13 protein-coding genes are annotated in these 16,764 nt (G+C 50.5%); 10 read left to right on the top strand and 3 right to left on the bottom strand.

Going from position 1 to position 16,764, the window contains the following annotated elements:
* Positions 1-78 precede the first annotated feature (78 nt).
* Positions 79-1,479 (bottom strand): dihydrolipoyl dehydrogenase, encoded by a 1,401-nt coding sequence (gene lpdA, locus EHT87_RS18635; protein ID WP_124908181.1) that lies wholly within the window; start codon positions 1,477-1,479, stop codon positions 79-81.
* A gap of 173 nt (positions 1,480-1,652) precedes the next feature.
* Between lpdA and EHT87_RS18630 the strand changes: the two genes are divergently transcribed.
* The 3 genes from EHT87_RS18630 to EHT87_RS18620 all read left to right on the top strand — a co-directional run bounded on the left by EHT87_RS18630 (position 1,653) and on the right by EHT87_RS18620 (position 4,537).
* Positions 1,653-2,510, top strand: coding sequence for an RpnC/YadD family protein (locus tag EHT87_RS18630; RefSeq protein ID WP_124908180.1), 858 nt, complete (start codon positions 1,653-1,655; stop codon positions 2,508-2,510).
* Between the two features lie 131 nt (positions 2,511-2,641).
* Positions 2,642-3,719, top strand: a protein-coding gene (prfB, locus tag EHT87_RS18625) for a peptide chain release factor 2 (protein WP_124908179.1) whose coding sequence is annotated in 2 segments (ribosomal slippage) — positions 2,642-2,701 and positions 2,703-3,719 — 1,077 coding nt in all. Because the reading frame shifts where the segments join, the coding sequence is not laid out codon by codon here.
* A gap of 59 nt (positions 3,720-3,778) precedes the next feature.
* Entirely contained in the window at positions 3,779-4,537 is a 759-nt protein-coding gene (locus EHT87_RS18620) for an alpha/beta fold hydrolase (protein ID WP_124908178.1), read from the top strand.
* Positions 4,538-4,730: 193 nt separating this feature from the next.
* On the opposite strand, the gene EHT87_RS18615 is transcribed toward EHT87_RS18620, so the two are convergent.
* A complete protein-coding gene (locus EHT87_RS18615) occupies positions 4,731-5,408 on the bottom strand; it encodes a TVP38/TMEM64 family protein (protein WP_124908177.1) in 678 nt (225 codons plus the stop codon).
* A 66-nt stretch (positions 5,409-5,474) separates the two neighbouring features.
* Between EHT87_RS18615 and EHT87_RS18610 the strand changes: the two genes are divergently transcribed.
* Positions 5,475-6,614, top strand: a complete 1,140-nt coding sequence (locus EHT87_RS18610; protein WP_124908176.1) for a cystathionine gamma-synthase — start codon at positions 5,475-5,477, stop codon at positions 6,612-6,614.
* 89 nt (positions 6,615-6,703) lie between these two features.
* On the opposite strand, the gene EHT87_RS18605 is transcribed toward EHT87_RS18610, so the two are convergent.
* Entirely contained in the window at positions 6,704-9,085 is a 2,382-nt protein-coding gene (locus tag EHT87_RS18605) for a TonB-dependent receptor (protein WP_124908175.1), read from the bottom strand.
* A 354-nt stretch (positions 9,086-9,439) separates the two neighbouring features.
* Here EHT87_RS18605 and EHT87_RS18600 point away from each other — a divergent pair, with 354 nt between their 5' ends.
* The 6 genes from EHT87_RS18600 to EHT87_RS18575 all read left to right on the top strand — a co-directional run bounded on the left by EHT87_RS18600 (position 9,440) and on the right by EHT87_RS18575 (position 16,736).
* Entirely contained in the window at positions 9,440-10,381 is a 942-nt protein-coding gene (locus EHT87_RS18600) for a ring-cleaving dioxygenase (RefSeq protein WP_124908174.1), read from the top strand.
* A 79-nt stretch (positions 10,382-10,460) separates the two neighbouring features.
* Positions 10,461-11,126, top strand: a complete 666-nt coding sequence (locus EHT87_RS18595; RefSeq protein ID WP_124908875.1) for an alpha/beta hydrolase — start codon at positions 10,461-10,463, stop codon at positions 11,124-11,126.
* Positions 11,127-11,137: 11 nt separating this feature from the next.
* The gene (locus EHT87_RS18590) at positions 11,138-11,434 is read left to right on the top strand and encodes a hypothetical protein (RefSeq protein WP_124908173.1); all 297 of its coding nucleotides are present in this window, start codon (positions 11,138-11,140) and stop codon (positions 11,432-11,434) included.
* 31 nt (positions 11,435-11,465) lie between these two features.
* The gene (locus tag EHT87_RS18585; protein WP_124908172.1) at positions 11,466-11,903 is read left to right on the top strand and encodes a barstar family protein; all 438 of its coding nucleotides are present in this window, start codon (positions 11,466-11,468) and stop codon (positions 11,901-11,903) included.
* 93 nt (positions 11,904-11,996) lie between these two features.
* Positions 11,997-15,377, top strand: coding sequence for a transcription-repair coupling factor (gene mfd / locus EHT87_RS18580; protein ID WP_124908171.1), 3,381 nt, complete (start codon positions 11,997-11,999; stop codon positions 15,375-15,377).
* Positions 15,378-15,467: 90 nt separating this feature from the next.
* On the top strand, positions 15,468-16,736 hold the full coding sequence (locus EHT87_RS18575) for an SUMF1/EgtB/PvdO family nonheme iron enzyme (protein WP_124908170.1): 1,269 nt from the start codon (positions 15,468-15,470) through the stop codon (positions 16,734-16,736).
* Positions 16,737-16,764 lie beyond the last annotated feature (28 nt).

Genomic DNA, 16,764 nt, shown 5'->3' with positions numbered 1-16,764 from the left:
AAGCGTAAAAACAGAAATGCCGCCGGGAAGACCTCCCGTCGGCATTTCTGTAAAAAACGAAATCTATATTCGGCTGACTTAGAGGTGAATCGCTTCGCCGTAAGCCGCTTCCGTCGCATCCTTGATGGATTCCGAGATGGTCGGGTGGGGGTGAACCGCTTTCAAAATTTCGTGACCCGTGGTTTCCAACCGGCGGGCGGCAACGACTTCGGCAATGATTTCGGTGACGTTGTAGCCGATGAAGTGAGCACCCAGCCATTCGCCGTATTTCTTGTCGAAAATCACTTTCACGAAGCCTTCCGGCGCACCGGCGGCCTTGGCTTTTCCGGACGCCGACAAGGGGAATTTACCCACCAGAATATCGTAACCGGCTTCTTTGGCCGCAGCCTCGGTATAACCGACCGACGCAATTTCCGGCGTACAATACGTACAACCCGGAATGTTGTTGTAATTCATCGGCTCGACATGATCCAGCCCGGCGATTTTTTCCACACAAATAATGCCTTCGGCGGAGGCCACGTGCGCCAGTGCCTGGCCCTTCGTACAATCGCCGATGGCGTAATACCCGTCAACGTTCGTGCGGTAAAAGTCGTCCGTCGTAATTTTGCCCCGCTCGGTTTTGATTCCGGTTTCTTCCAGCCCGATATTTTCGATGTTGGCCACGACGCCAGCCGCCGACAGCACCACTTCCACATCGAACGTCTTCTCGCCGTCCGGCGTCTTGACGAACACCTTGCTGAGTTTTCCGCTCGTATCGACTTTCGTTACTTCCGAACTCGTATAAATATCGACGCCCAGTTTCTTGTAATTCTTGGCCAGTTCTTTCGAGATTTCCTCGTCTTCAACCGGCACAATGCGCGGCATAAACTCGACGATGGTCACTTTTGTACCCATCGACGCGTAAACATACGCAAACTCGACCCCAATGGCACCGGAACCGATCACCAGCATGGATTCGGGCTGTTTCGCCAGCGACATCGCCTTGCGGTATTCGATCACTTTCTCGCCATCAATCGGCACGGCAGGCAGGGCGCGGGCGCGGCCACCGGTGGCAATGATGATGTGTTTGGCTTCGTATTCGGCGGTTTTGCCGTCTTTATCGGTTACATCGATTTTCTTACCCGGTTTCACTTTTCCATTTCCGAACAGAACATCGATTTTATTCTTCTTCATCAGAAAGGTGACGCCCTTACTCATGGAGTCGGCCACACCGCGGCTGCGCTTGATCACCGCACCGAAATCCGGTTTTGCCTCGCCGTTGATGGTAATGCCGTAATTTTCAGCATGCTTGATGTATTCAAAAACCTGTGCGCTTTTCAGCAATGCTTTGGTTGGAATACAGCCCCAGTTCAGGCAGATTCCACCCAGACTTTCGCGTTCGACAATGGCCGTTTTCATGCCTAATTGCGACGCACGAATGGCAGCTACGTAGCCTCCGGGGCCGCTGCCGAGAACAATTACATCATATTGTGATGCCATATTTGAGGAATGTTAATGAACATGAAGAATTAACACTGAACTTCATTAGGGGAACGCAAAGTTAGTTTGAAAAGTTGATTTACCTATTTCATTCCGGTCGGTGGACGATTCCCGAGCCGCAGCGGGCATTACTTTCTGTCGCTCCTGTCGTCTAAGGTAAAAACCGCACGCCGATGTCTCAGGATTACGACAAGATTTTTCGGGAAAATCTGGCTGAAATCATCCTGCCGCTGGTTCGGAAAACCGTGGGCCTGAATCCGGTAAGGCTCGAAAATTTACCGGAGAAACTACAGCGAACCGTTGAACGGATTCCCGATTTTTTAAAGAAAGTCGTCGATCCGGACACCAAGCCGTACATTCTGCACATCGAGATTCAGACCACCGACACGGCGGATATGGTGTATCGAATGCTCGAATATGCGGCCATGATGATCCGGAAGTACAAATTACGGGTTCGGCAGTATGTTTTTTACATCGGTGAGGGCCACGCCCGAATGCCGGTTCAGCTGGAAACCGGCAGCTTGCGGTATAGCTATACGTTGATCAACCTGAGCGAAATTCCGTATCAGCAGTTTATTGATTCCGATCAACCGGAAGAACTGATTCTGACAGTTTTAGCTGATTTTCAGCAACACGAACCGCGTGGAATTGTTCAGCAGATTTTACAGAAACTGCACCAGGTGGCACCCGACCACTTGCAGCTCGGCAAATTCATCCGTCAATTGGAAATCTTGTCACAACTCCGTAATTTTAATTCAATCGTTTCAGAAGAAGCAGAAACCATGGCACAGGGATTCGACATCACCATCGACCGGCTTTATATCAAAGGCCGCGAGGACGGAATAAAAACCGGGATAAAAGAAGGGGTACGGGAAGGCATGGAAAATGGCGTCAAGATAGGCAAGGAACTGACTCAGCGGAAGTTGATTTTCTCGGCGCTTCAAAAAAACGTATTGTCCAATGCGCAGATCGCCGAACTGCTCGATGTTCCAATTGCTCTCGTAATCGACGTCCAACAAAAAGGTATTTGACCGGTTTTAAATAAAGACCTTCGAGCGGATGAAACCATCCGCTTTTTTGTTGCGTTCGGATAGCGGTTCGCAAAACCGTATCTTCGCGAATCATTCGTTACTATTTATCATTCAATTATTGTTTCACGCATATGACGACCGACCAATTAAAGGACGTGAGGGCCAGAGTAGAGGCCTTGAGGGGGTATCTTTGACTACGATAGCAAAAAAGAACAACTCGCTGATTTAGAAGACCGTACAACCCAACCGGAGTTCTGGCAGGACGCCGAAGCCGCCGAAAAAACCATGAAGCAGGTCCGCGCCCTGAAAGGCTGGACGGGCGGTTTTGAACACGTCGACTCCCTGGTGGGCGACCTGGAAACGCTGTACGAATTTTACGAAGCCGGTGACGTTACCGAAGAAGAAGTTGACGCCGAAGGGGAGAAAGTAAAAGCCGCCCTTGACGATCTGGAGCTGAAAAAAATGCTCAGCAACGAAGAAGACCAGCTTAGTGCGGTGTTGGAAATCAACTCCGGCGCGGGCGGAACCGAAAGCCAGGACTGGGCCGATATGCTCTACCGCATGTACCTGATGTGGTCCGAAAAACACGGCTACAAGGTCAAACAGGTGGATTATCAACCCGGCGACGGAGCCGGTATCAAGTCGGCTACGCTGGAAGTGGACGGACCGCTGGCCTACGGTTTTCTGAAATCAGAAAACGGCGTTCACCGGCTGGTACGAATTTCACCGTATGACGCCAACGCCCGCCGGCATACGTCGTTTGCCTCCGTGTACGCGTATCCGCTCATCGACGATTCGATTGAAATTGAAGTCAATCCGGCCGACATCGACTGGGACACGTTCCGATCCGGGGGTGCTGGTGGTCAGAACGTTAACAAGGTGGAAACCGCCGTTCGGCTGCGGCACCGGCCTTCGGGACTGATCATCGAATGCCAGCAGGAGCGGAGCCAGTTGCAGAACAAGGAAGTGGCCATGCGACTGTTGAAATCGAAGCTCTACCAGATCGAAGTCGAAAAACGGAATGCCGCCCGCGCGGAAGTGGAAGCCAGCAAAAAGAAAATCGAGTGGGGTTCGCAAATCCGGAGTTACGTCCTCGACGACCGCCGGGTGAAAGACCACCGCACCGGTTATCAGACCTCCAACACCGAAGCGGTTTTGAACGGCAACCTGGACGAATTCATCAAAGCCTACCTGCTGATGCAGGATTAACCCTTTGTTCCCGGCGGGCTCCGGCTTGCCGGGAACAGGAGTTTATCGTATGTTTGGCCATGCTTCCGGTTTTCAAGCTGTCAAACGGCCCCGTTCCTCTATTGGCTTTTCACGGAATCGGTCAGGATCACCGGGCCTTTGAGCCGTTGGCCCAGCAACTGGAAGGAAGGTATGCGATGTATGCCTTCGATCTGTTTTTCCACGGTTCCCAGTCCGCTCCGGCTTCCGACGATGTGCTGACCAAACAGCGGTTTCAGGAAATTATCCAGGCTTTTCTCCACCAGCATTCGATTGAACGCTTTGCGGTAATCGGATTCAGCATGGGCGGACGGTTTGCCCTGGCCACCGCCGAGGCCTTTCCCCAACAAACAACCGAACTGATTTTACTGGCTCCCGATGGCATTACGATCAGCCCGTGGTACCGGATCGCAACCCAAAGCGGTTTAGGTCGGCGGCTTTTCCGGTATTTTCTACAGCATATGCCGCTTTTTCATCGATTTGGGCAGGTATTTTTATCGGTAGGACTGATTAATCGCAGCGTCTTGCGGTTTGCTGAGAGTACGCTGGCCACGGTTGAGCAGCGGAAATCGGTGTATAATTCCTGGGTGTATTTTCGGAAACTGCATTTCAACCTTTCAGAACTAAGCGAACTTTTGAACAATCACCCGGTGCGGGTGCGTTTTTTTGCCGGTTATTTCGATCAGGTGCTGCCGGTTTCGTATATCAAACCTTTAAGTCGGCGTTTGCACGCGTACGAACTGACGGTTTTAAAAACCGGTCACAACCGGCTGATCGAGAAAGTCGCGAAGATCTTTTAGAAAGTTTCGAATTCGAATAAGCCCTGGAAGGGCGGTCTGCTAATAGAAAATGGGGTATCCAATGCCTAATAGCTCCGGGGGAGCGTTCTAAAAGCACGTTCAGGGCGCTCCTCCGGAGCTATTGCTAAGTGGGCGATTATGCGTTTCTATTAGCAGACCGCCCTTCCAGGGCTTTTTCGAAACCAGCTCGTTTTTAACGGTTTAGTGTCCGGTTCAGAACCGCAAATAACCCAGCGACCGACGCCAGCAGCAGAACGCCAATGGCAATCTGCGTTCCGTTTTGGGCATTCGGGTTTTCGACCAGCGTCCGGATTTCTTTGGCTTGTTGGGCCGTCCAAACCGCCAGCACCGTCCGCGGAATCATGCCCAGAAAACCGCCCAGCAAAATATTCCGTAATCGCGCGCCCGACAACGCAAAAACCAGATTGACAACCGCAAACGGCAAAACCGGCGATAATTTGGCAAAAAAGATAACTTTCAGTTCCTGTTCCCGAATGCGTTCCAGTACATTTTTGGCCTTTGGATTCTGCTCGATAAACCGAACAAACCGGTCCTGATCGAACCAGTTGATCAATTTGTTGACCAATAAAATGGAAACCATATTGAGCGCAAAAAGCGGCAACAGGGAATTCCAGCTCAGAAAATAGCCAAAGATCAGCGCTAAAAACGTCGGCGGTGTCAGCGCAAAGGTTGAGGTCAGACAACAGGCAATCGTGACCAGCAGCCATTCCCAGCCGTTGAACTGGGCAATAACCGGTTCATTTGAAATGACCAGATACGTAAGCGCCGAACTGAACAGGAGCGGAGCGACAGACAGGGCCAATCCCGCCAGCGCCGGGCCCGACAACGCTTTGAATTCTACTTTTTTCACGCTTCAAACTTACACCATTTCCTAACAAGGTCTGGTACGGTTTGCAAAACCGTGTTACATTCGGGGATGAAATTCGCAACGAAAGCCATCCACGCCGGCATCGAACCGGACCCCACGACGGGCGCCATCATGACGCCGATTTACCAAACGTCGACCTACGTGCAGGAATCGCCGGGCAAGCACAAGGGCTACGAATACGCCCGGACGCAAAACCCGACGCGAACCGTGCTGCAAAATAACCTGGCCGCGCTGGAAAACGGAAAACACGGGATTTGCTACGCATCCGGACTGGCCGCAACGGACGCCATTCTGAAGCTTTTCAAACCCGGCGACGAGATTATTGCCAGCAGCGACCTCTACGGCGGCACCTACCGGATTATGGTGCGCGTTTTTCAGGAATACGGCATCAAATTCACGTTTATCGGACTGGAAAACCCGTCGGCGCTGGAAACCGCCATTACGCCCGAAACGAAGATGGTCTGGATCGAAACGCCGACCAATCCGTTGTTGCGAATCGTTGATATTGAAGCGATTGCCGCCATTACGAAAGCGAAAAATACGTTGCTGGTGGTCGATAATACGTTTGCGTCGCCTTATCTGCAAAACCCGCTGGATCTGGGTGCCGACATCGTGCTCCACTCGGTAACCAAATACCTCGGCGGTCACTCCGACACCGTCATGGGCGCGATTATTCTGAACGACGATGAAATTGCGAAGCGACTGGAATTCATTCAGAATGCCTGCGGAGCGGTTCCGGGGCCGCAGGATTGTTTCTTGGTGCTTCGCGGCATCAAAACGCTCCACATCCGAATGCAGCGACATTGTGAAAACGCCCTGCAAATTGCCCGGTTTTTGAGCCAGCACCCAAAAGTCAGTCAGGTCAATTATCCGGGACTCGAAAACCACCCACAGCACGAACTGGCGAAGAAGCAGATGCGCAACTTTGGCGGGATGGTTTCGTTCGAACTCCACGGCGATTCGCTGCCGGAAGCCATCAAGGTGATGGAAAGCTTCAAGGTTTTTTCACTGGGCGAATCGCTCGGCGGTGTCGAGTCGCTTTGTACGCATCCGGCTTCGATGACGCATGCCAGTATTCCGAAGGAGGAACGGGCAAAGAACGGCTTGAAAGATACGCTGATTCGGTTAAGCGTTGGTATTGAGGACGTTGAAGATTTGATCGCGGATTTGAATCAGGCGATTGGATAAGTGATAGAACGCGGATTGGACGGATTCAACCGATCAGAACTGATTTTTATCTGTGAAAATCCGTTCCATCCGCCCAATCCGCGTTCCTATCAAAATTTCAACCGAATCCCCGCCAGGAAATTCCGGCCAGCTTGCGGAAAGTAGTAGTTTTCGGTAGCGGTTTTTCCTTCCGAAATGTAGCTGAACGTGTAGCCGTTCGACTCATACAGTTCACTCAGGACGTTATTCAGCAGAAACGAAAACGAAATCTCGTTCATTCCTTTGGGCTTGACGGTGTAAATAAACCGCAGGTCGTTGACAAAATACGCGTCCAGTTTGCGGTTTTCGTTGGACGTATTGTCCAGGTATTGCTTCCCAACATACTTCGATAACAACCCGATTTCCAGCCCTTTCGCGGGTGTATACAGCAACTGCGAACCGCCAATAAAATTGGGCGCAAACGCAATGTCGGTATTGGTATACGGATTCACCTTCTGCTCGTTGGTGTCGTAGTTGTCCAGAAATTCCGTAAACGTTTTGACTTTATTCTGGCTGAAGGTTGCATTTACGTTCCAGCGCAGGTTTTTTGCCAGCACCGTTCCGACTTCCAGCTCGATTCCGGCGCGGTAACTGCTCGGAATGTTGACGCGGTTATAGGCCCCGACGTCGTTGATCTGGCCGGTCAATACGAGCTCGTTTTTATACTTCATATAATACAGATTCGCCGAAAAAGCCATCCGCTGGGTTTGCCTTTTGTAGCCCGCTTCCCAATCATTCAGAGCCTCGGCTTTCGGGCGGCTGGTCGGCGTCGATTGGGTATAATCGTTGCGGTTTGGCTCGCGATGACCAACGCCGTAGGACGCATACAAACTACTGCGATCACTCAGCGTGTAGGTAATACCGGCTTTCGGGTTAAAAAAGCTCAAATTCGCGTCCTGTTGCACATTCTGCGCTTGCTGATTAAAGCCTAGAAATGAATAATCGACGGTTCGTACCTGTAAATCGACAAACGCATTTAGCTTGGGCGTAAACTGATAAAACGCTTTCGCGTAGAAGTTAAAATCCGTTTTGGTCGCGTCGTTGTCGTAATACCGGTGGCGAATATCGCCCGTGCCGGCAAACCGCGCCCAGATCACTTCGCCGTAATGCTTGCCGGTATACTTGTTCCAACCCCCACCGATGTTGGCCGTCAATTTGCCGAAACTGTTGTAATCCAGCGAAAAAACGCCACCGTAAAAATCATTGTCCAGCCACTGGCGACGGATCAAATCAGTCCGGCTGATGGTCGAGTCGCGGATCACGATTGAAGGTAAACCGTAATCGGCAAGGTCGTTGTCGGCCCGGTATTGCTCATAATACCCGCGTCCCTGTGTATAGTGCAGCGACGCATTTAGTCGCCAGTTCCGGCTCAACTCGTGCGAGCTAATCAACTGGTAATGATCTTGTTGATAATTATCTACTTCGTTGTCGTACGTGTAGGAATTATAAGTGCGATTGGTTTTCAGCAGGTTTTCCGGAACGCCATTCCACGATTGATACGTTTTTTCCATGCCCGAAAACACATTCAACCGGACAAAACTTTTTTTGCCGTACCAGCCGCCCGAGATGTAAAACGATTTCAGGTTGGACGACGCGCGATCGACATAGCCATCAGAAACGATTCGGGAAAGCCGGGCGTCCACCACAAAATGGTTGTTGAGTAGTCCGGAACCGGCTTTTACGGTAGTTTTCAACGTATTAAAAGAACCGCCCGAAACGTCAACTTCGCCGTAAGGATTTTTCTCGAAACTATTGGTCTGGACATTGACAGAGGCCCCAAAAGCACCCGCGCCGTTGGTCGACGTACCAACGCCCCGCTGAATCTGGATGCTGCTGACCGACGACGCCAGATCCGGCATATTGACCCAATACGTCCCCTGCGACTCGGCATCGTTGTACGGTATTCCGTTGACAGTCACATTAATCCGCGTGGCATCCGACCCCCGAATCCGAAAACCGGTATAGCCCACGCCCGCTCCTGCGTCGGACGTGGTAACCAGCGAGGCTGTAAAATTGAGGAGCATCGGAATGTCCTGACCCAGATTCTGTTTGTTGAGTTCACGCGCCGAAACGTTCGTGTAGGCAATGGCTGATTTCTGGTTAGCCCGCGTGGCACTGACAACAACCTCGTCGATGGCAACGGCGGTTTTGGTGAGCGACACAGCAATTTGAGCATCCTGATTCAGTTCGACGGTTTGCAAAACCGGCTCGTAACCCAGCAGAGAAATACGAAGTTGCACCGAACCCGGTTTTATATTGGTCAGACGAAAAGCGCCCCTGGCGTCGGCGTAGGTGCCTTTGTAGGTGCCTTCGACGGTGATAGCCGCGCCGGGCAAAGTTCCGCCCTCGGCGTCGTTGACCGTTCCGGAAATGGCGAATTGCGCCCAGGTGGGCAGGCATGACAGGCAAAGTAACGCTGTCACACCAATAAGATAGGCTGTAATCTTTTTCATAGTCATGAAAAGTTTACAATAGGCAAGGGGCCAACCTATCTTTGGTTGTTTGGATGATTGTTTAGTTGTACGGTTGAGCCATTCTGGCACATCCGCCGTTCCGTTCCCTTCGCCGGCATTACCCGGTGCAGGTTCAATGGGTATAATCTCAGCCCGTTGTATTAAGGCACCCCTTATTAAGATTAGCAATGCAAAGGTAATGCATAAAAACGCTTACAAAGACGAAAAAAGAATCTTTACGGAAATATTTAGAATGAGTGAACTGAAACTTCATTTTAAATGTATATACATTAAATGTAATGACATTTAAAAATCCAAACTGGATTTCACTACTCTAATTAACTGATAACTACTATGGAAACGCTCGTCAATGGGTTACACCACGTTACTGCTCTCGCCGGAGAGGCCCAACGCAATGTTGATTTTTACACTCACATTCTGGGTTTACGACTGGTTAAAAAAACCATCAATTTCGACGCACCGGACGTGTATCACCTGTATTACGGTGACGAAACCGGTTCCCCGGGGAGCATTTTAACCTTTTTCCCATACGGAAAAAACATTCACCGGGGCCGCAAGGGGGCGGGGCAACTGACCTACACGGCGTTTTCTGTTCCGTCTGAATCGTTGAACTACTGGATTAACCGGCTGAACGAATTCAACATCGCCCATACCGAACCGCTGCAACGGTTTAACGAAACGTACCTGCGGTTTGAAGATTTTGACGGCATGGGCATCGAACTGGTTGCCAACGACGCTGATCAAAGGCCGGGCTGGTCGAACGGCTTTATTCCCGTTGAACACGCTGTAAAAGGGTTTCATACCGTTACCCTGAACGAGCTTCGGATTGACGATACGGTAAAATTATTAACCGAATCGCTCGGTCATACGTTGGTATCAGAAGAAGCCGGTCGGTTCCGGTTTCAGGCGGGCAAAGGCGGTTCCGGCAATTACGTAGATGTTCTGCATTCACCGAACGATGTTCGCGGACAGCAGGGGGGGGGTTCGGTTCACCACGTGGCGTTCTCGACGGATACGGATGAATCGCAGCTCGTTCTCCAACACCAGTTGCTGGAAGCCGGTTATCAGGTGACGCCTGTTCAGGACCGGAACTATTTCCACAGCATTTATTTCCGCGAACCGGGCGGTATTTTGTTCGAAGTCGCCACCAATCCCCCGGGATTCTCGGTCGATGAGCCGGTTGCAGAATTGGGTAAAACGCTTAAATTGCCGGAGTGGTATGAACCCCGGCGTGCCAAAATTGAAGCAGCTTTACCGAAAATAGAAGTGAAGTAAGTGCTTTTCGCAGGCCGGTTTTATCGGTCCAGTCAAAGCGGCTGAACCGATAAAACCGGTATAACTCCTAGAAATGGCTATGATACATGATCCGAATAATTTCGTAACCGCCGGAAAACCACTGGAAAAAGCGGCCAAAGTAATGGTGATGATTCACGGTCGGGGTGCCCCGGCGCGGGATATTCTGTCGCTGTCGAATCACATTGAAGACAAGGAATTTGCTTTTATTGCCCCGCAAGCCAGCCAGAGTACGTGGTACCCGTATTCGTTTCTGAGTCCGATGGAACAGAATGAGCCGTATTTATCGTCGGCGCTGCAGGTGCTGACGAGCATCCGCGCCCGGCTGCAATCCGACTATAACTTCAAACCTCCGCAGATTTTCTGGCTCGGCTTTTCACAGGGTGCCTGCCTGGCGCTGGAATTTGTGGCCCGCCACGCGATGCCGTACGGGGGTGTTTTTGGGTTGAGTGGCGGGCTGATCGGCCCTCCCGGAACGCCACGGCTTTATGAAGGGGATCTGGAAGAAACACCGGTATTTCTCGGTTGCAGCGACATCGACTCGCATATCCCCAAAGAACGCGTCATTGAGTCGGAAGGTGTGTTCCGGTCGATGGGTGCGCAGGTGACCATGAAATTATATCCAAATTTTGCGCATTCCGTCAACGAAGATGAGCTAAAGATTGTTAATCAATTGATTGCCGGTTCGCCAACGTCCGGTGCCACCATTCGTGAATTGTACATTTAAACTACCACGCTATGAGCCAGTTTATGGTAGAATTTGATCTTCCGGCTGAAATGACGGAAGATTTTACGGTAAAAATCCCGCTTCAGCGACTCAAAGTGAATGAGTTGATGGAAAACGGTAAACTCCTGACGTACGCGTTATCCTATGACCGTCAGAAATTATGGTGCGTCGTGAAAGCCCGGACCGAATTTGAAGCCCTGGAAATCATTTCTGAATTTCCGCTGATCAGTTACATGGATCCGACGATTACCGAACTGATGTTCAACAATATCGTTTCGTTACGGATGCCCTTGTTTTCGTTGAATTAACTAATTTTGCCTTTTCACTACCCGCTTATTCATGGCAAATTTTAGAGTTGTTCAATCGGATTCGGACCTGAAACGGTATGCTGATTTCCGGATTGCCCGAATTGACGGACAAAAGGCCCAAACCTTCAAAGCGTTCTACGAGCTAATTGCCCGTGAGCTGAAGTTCCCCGATTATTTTGAATTCAATCTGGAATCGCTCGATGAGTTGCTGAACGATCTGGATTGGCTGGAAAACGATAAGATTGCGCTCTACATCACACATTCGGACGCTTTTTTGTCGCAGGAAAAAAGTGAAACAAAGAAAGCCGAGTTACTGACGATTCTGGACGTAGCCGCCGAAGACTGGAAGTGGGTCGATGAGGAGGAAGAAGGCATTACGCCCCGCGAACTGGTGATTCTGTTTCAGCCCGGCGACGCGTTCATGGCGCTGTTGGATAAAGAGGAATTTGCGTACGATCCTATCGTTTAATTTTTGCAACCAAACCGCTAATCAGCGGTTAACAAGTTGCTGTTTGCCGCATGGAGATTTTGTTCCCTGCGGCTTTTGGTATTTAATTTTTCTATGAAAGTAGCCGATTTAATTACTTTATATACTGAAGATAGTTTCATCAAAATTATTGGTGAACAATTCCGCCAGCCGCACACGGCAGAACCCACGCGCATCCAATTGAAAGGCATTACCGGTAGTCTGGATGCCGTGCTGGCCGCGTCGGTTTACCGCCTGAATCCGTCCACATTCCTGTTTATTCTGAGTGATAAGGAAGAAGCTTCGTATTTCTATAATGACCTGCAAAACCTGTTGGGTCAGGAGGTGTTGTTTTTTCCGATGTCGTACAAAAAACCGTATCAATACGAGGAAATCGAAAATGCGAACGTGCTGATGCGGGCCGAAGTGCTGAATAAACTCAATTCAGACGCCAAAGAAAATGTCATCGTCGTTACCTATCCGGAAGCTTTATCGGAAAAAGTAATCAACAAACGGTCGTTGCGGGCCAATACACTTTCCGTCAAAACCGGCGATAAACTGGATGCCAATTTCATCAACGAACTACTGAACAGTTACGATTTTGAGAAAACCGATTTCGTTTACGAAGCCGGGCAGTTTTCCATTCGCGGTGGAATTATCGACGTTTTCTCGTTTGCGAGTGAGTTTCCGTACCGGATCGAGCTGTTTGGCGATGAAATAGAAAGCATCCGGCTGTTCAATCCCGAAAGCCAGCTTTCGACCGATCCCGTCGAGCGCATCAGCATTATTCCCAACATTGAAAACAAGCTGACGCACGAAAGCCGGGAGCCGTTTCTGGAGTTTTTTCCGGATACCGCCACGCTCTGGTTTAAAGATGTGGAACTGACGCTCGAAATTATTGAAAAGAGTTTCGAAAAAGCCGAAGAAAGTCTGGCGAGTCTGGTGGGTGCCAAAGGCGGTATTAAAATTGTTTCTGATCCCAACACCTTGTTTGAAACCCGGCGCGGTTTCCTGAATCAGATCAAGCCGTTTCGGACCGTGGAGTTTGGCCGCCGGTTTTATTTTAAGCCGACCGGCAAGGGACAGGCAACGGAAGGCGTTCGGCCTCTCGTCTACTCGTCGAAACCGCAGCCGTCGTTCAATAAAGATTTCAAGCGACTGGTCGAAAATCTGGCCGAAAACCAGTCGAAAGGCTACACCAATATTATTGCGGCCGAATCGTATAAACAGCAGGAACGCTTAAAAACGATTTTTGAAGAACTCGATCCGTTCCTCAAATTTCAGGCGTTGGGCATTTCGCTGAAGGAAGGTTTTGTCGATGAGCAAACGAAAGTGGTTTGTTATACCGACCACCAGATTTTCGACCGGTATTACAAATACCGCGTTCGGGACAAATTCTCCAAATCGAAAGCGCTGACCTTACGGGAACTGAAAACGCTCCAGCCCGGCGATTACGTTACGCACGTCGACCACGGCATCGGGCGGTTTGCGGGTCTGGAAAAAGTGGACGTGGGCGGTCGCGAACAGGAAGCCATCCGGCTCATTTACCGCGACAACGACATTCTGCTCGTCAGCATCCATAGCCTGCACAAGATTGCCAAATATACCGGCAAGGAAGGTACGCCACCGGTGATGAGCAAACTGGGTTCGCAGGAGTGGGATCTGAAAAAATCGCGGGTCAAGAAGCAGGTTAAAGACATTGCCAAAGAACTGATTGCGTTGTATGCCAAACGCCGTCAGGCACCCGGTTTTGCGTTTTCGCCCGACAGTTTTCTGCAAGCCGAACTCGAATCGTCCTTTATTTATGAGGATACGCCCGATCAGGCCAAGGCAACGGCGGATGTGAAAGTGGATATGGAACAGTCGCACCCGATGGACCGGCTGGTGTGTGGAGATGTCGGTTTTGGTAAAACCGAAGTAGCCATCCGGGCGGCTTTCAAAGCCGTGACGGATAATAAACAGGTGGCGGTTTTGGTTCCGACCACCATTCTGGCGATGCAACACCACAATACGTTCCGCGAGCGGCTGGCCGATTTTCCGGTTAAAATCGAATACATCAACCGGTTTCGAACGGCGGCTCAGATTAAGGAAACGTTGAAACGGGTCGCGTCTGGCGAAACCGGTATTCTGATCGGAACGCACCGGATTGTCAATAAAGACATCAAATTCAAGGACTTAGGGTTGCTGGTCATCGACGAAGAACAAAAATTTGGCGTCAAAACGAAGGATCGGCTGAAAGAAATGCGAGTCGATGTCGATGTTCTGACGCTGACGGCCACGCCGATTCCGCGAACGCTGCATTTTTCGCTCATGGGCGCTCGCGACCTTTCCGTGATTGCCACGCCACCACCCAACCGCCAGCCGGTGACCACCGAAGTTCATACGTTCAACGAAGCGATTATTCGTGATGCCGTTAGTTACGAAGTGCGACGGGGTGGGCAGGTCTTTTTTGTTCACAACCGGGTGAGCGACATCGAGTCGATTGCCAATCTGATTATGCGGCTGGTGCCGGATGCGCGCGTATCGGTGGCCCACGGCCAGATGGAAGGCGACCGGCTGGAACGGGTCATGACCCGGTTTATCGAAGGCGAAAATGACGTGCTGGTTTCGACCAATATAATTGAGTCGGGGCTGGATATTCCGAACGCCAACACCATCATTATCAACCAGGCACACATGTTTGGGCTGTCGGATCTGCACCAGATGCGCGGTCGGGTAGGGCGGTCCAACAAAAAAGCATTCTGTTATTTGATGACGCCCCCGATTTCGGTAATCACAACCGATGCCCGCAAACGGCTGCAAACGCTCGAGGACTTTTCGGAACTGGGCGAAGGGTTTAAAATTGCGATGCGTGACCTCGACATCCGGGGTGCCGGTAATTTACTGGGAGCCGAACAGAGCGGTTTTGTGAACGATCTGGGTTTTGAAATGTACCACAAAATTCTGGACGAGGCCGTTCAGGAACTGAAAGAAACGGAGTTCAAAAACCTGTTCATGCCCAATGATGAAACTCTGAAAAGCCTGCTGCCCGATACGCTCATCGAGACCGATTTACAGGTGTTGATTCCTGAAAAATACGTAGCCAATATCTCCGAACGTCTGTCGTTATATAACCAGCTGGATAACATCCAAAACCAGACCGAGTTAGAAAATTTTCAGCATTCGATCACTGATCGTTTTGGACCCATGCCGGAAGAAGTGGGAAATCTCATCAAACTGGTGACCGTTCGCTGGAAAGCCGAGCGTTTACAGCTTGAAAAATTGACACTAAAGAATAATATCATGAAGGGAACCTTCGTTTCTTCTGGGAATGACGTTTTCTTCAACTCCGGGCAGTTTGGCAAAGTAATTGATTATGTCAAGAAAAATTCGGCAACCTGCTCATTAAAAGACTATAAAGGAAAGCTGATTTTTACGCAACGAGACGTAAATGCAGTCGATCAGATGGATGATGTGTTGAGCCAGATGGTGGAGTGATGGCCGGAAATTATAAGATCCGGCTATTTGTAATCGTGAAAGTTTCCTGACAAACTGTAATTTTGAAATTCTATTAGTTACCTAATCACAATGAATCGAAAACAACCGTTACGCTCGATGGTCTATCTGCTGGCTTTTGCCGCAGTTTTAGGCGCGTGTAAGTCCAAGCACCCGACCAGCGTGAAGCCGGGAAAGGAGAGTACAGCCACTGGTATCAATTACAACAAGGAAAATGGATTTCAGGTAGCGAAGTACAGAGGACAATCGGCCGGCCCGAACCTGGTGTTCATTGAAGGAGGCCGTTTCACGATGGGCGCGCTGGAAGAGGATGTGATGAACTCGCGCGACAACCGTGAGCGCACCGTCAGCATTCAGTCGTTCTACATGGACGAAACCGAAATTGCCAACATTCACTACCTGGAATACCTCGACGCGATTCAGCGCGATTCATCGGAAGAAGTATACACCCGCGCCTTGCCTGACACGAACGTCTGGAAAAACCCGCTTTCCTACAATGATCCCTACGTGACGCAATACCTGCGTTTCCCGGGCTTCCGGTATTATCCGGTCGTTGGGGTGTCGTGGGAGCAGGCCGTGGATTATTCGACCTGGCGGACGGATGCCGTAAACGCCAATCTGGCCCAAAAAGGCAGCACCGGTACCAAGAAAAAAGGATTCTCGCTGAAGCGCAAGAAAAAAGAAGAAGCAGCGCCAGCGGCTGAGGGCGAACAGGCGGTAGCCAAGAATTCGCAAACAACGGCGTCGATGGAAAGCGGCAATGTATTGCCGAACTACCGGTTACCATCCGAAGCCGAATGGGAATACGCGGCTAAAGCCATGATCGGCACGCAGTATATCGACGAAAACCAGTCGAATCAGCGGATTTATCCGTGGGACGGTTCTTCGGTTCGGAACGCCAAGAAAGGCCGGAAACAAGGCCAGATGATGGCGAACTTCAAACGTGGTCGTGGTGACTATGCCGGTATTGCCGGTAAATCGAACGATGCCGCAATTATTACGGCTGAGATCTATACGTATTTACCCAACGATTTCGGTCTGTATAACATGGCCGGAAACGTAAATGAGTGGGTCTATGACGTGTATCGTCCGCTGTCGTATCAGGATATGAATGACCTCAACCCGCTGCGTCGGGATGGGTATCAGGATGAGGAGAAGAACTACGATACCAAAAACGGTAACTCGATCATCAACGATAAATTACGGGTTTACAAAGGCGGTTCCTGGGCTGATGTAGCCTATTGGCTGGCACCCGGTACGCGCCGGTTTATGGCCCAGGATTCAGCAACGGCCACGATCGGTTTTCGTTGCGCGATGATTGCCGGTGGCCGGAACAAATAAAGACGTAATTACCCGAATTTTTCAGCGG

Origin of the sequence: Larkinella knui (assembly GCF_003858645.1) — a bacterium.
Lineage (GTDB): Bacteria > Bacteroidota > Bacteroidia > Cytophagales > Spirosomataceae > Larkinella > Larkinella knui.
The sequence above is the reverse complement of the archived record's forward strand: the minus strand, read 5'-3'. Positions and strand labels throughout refer to the sequence as shown.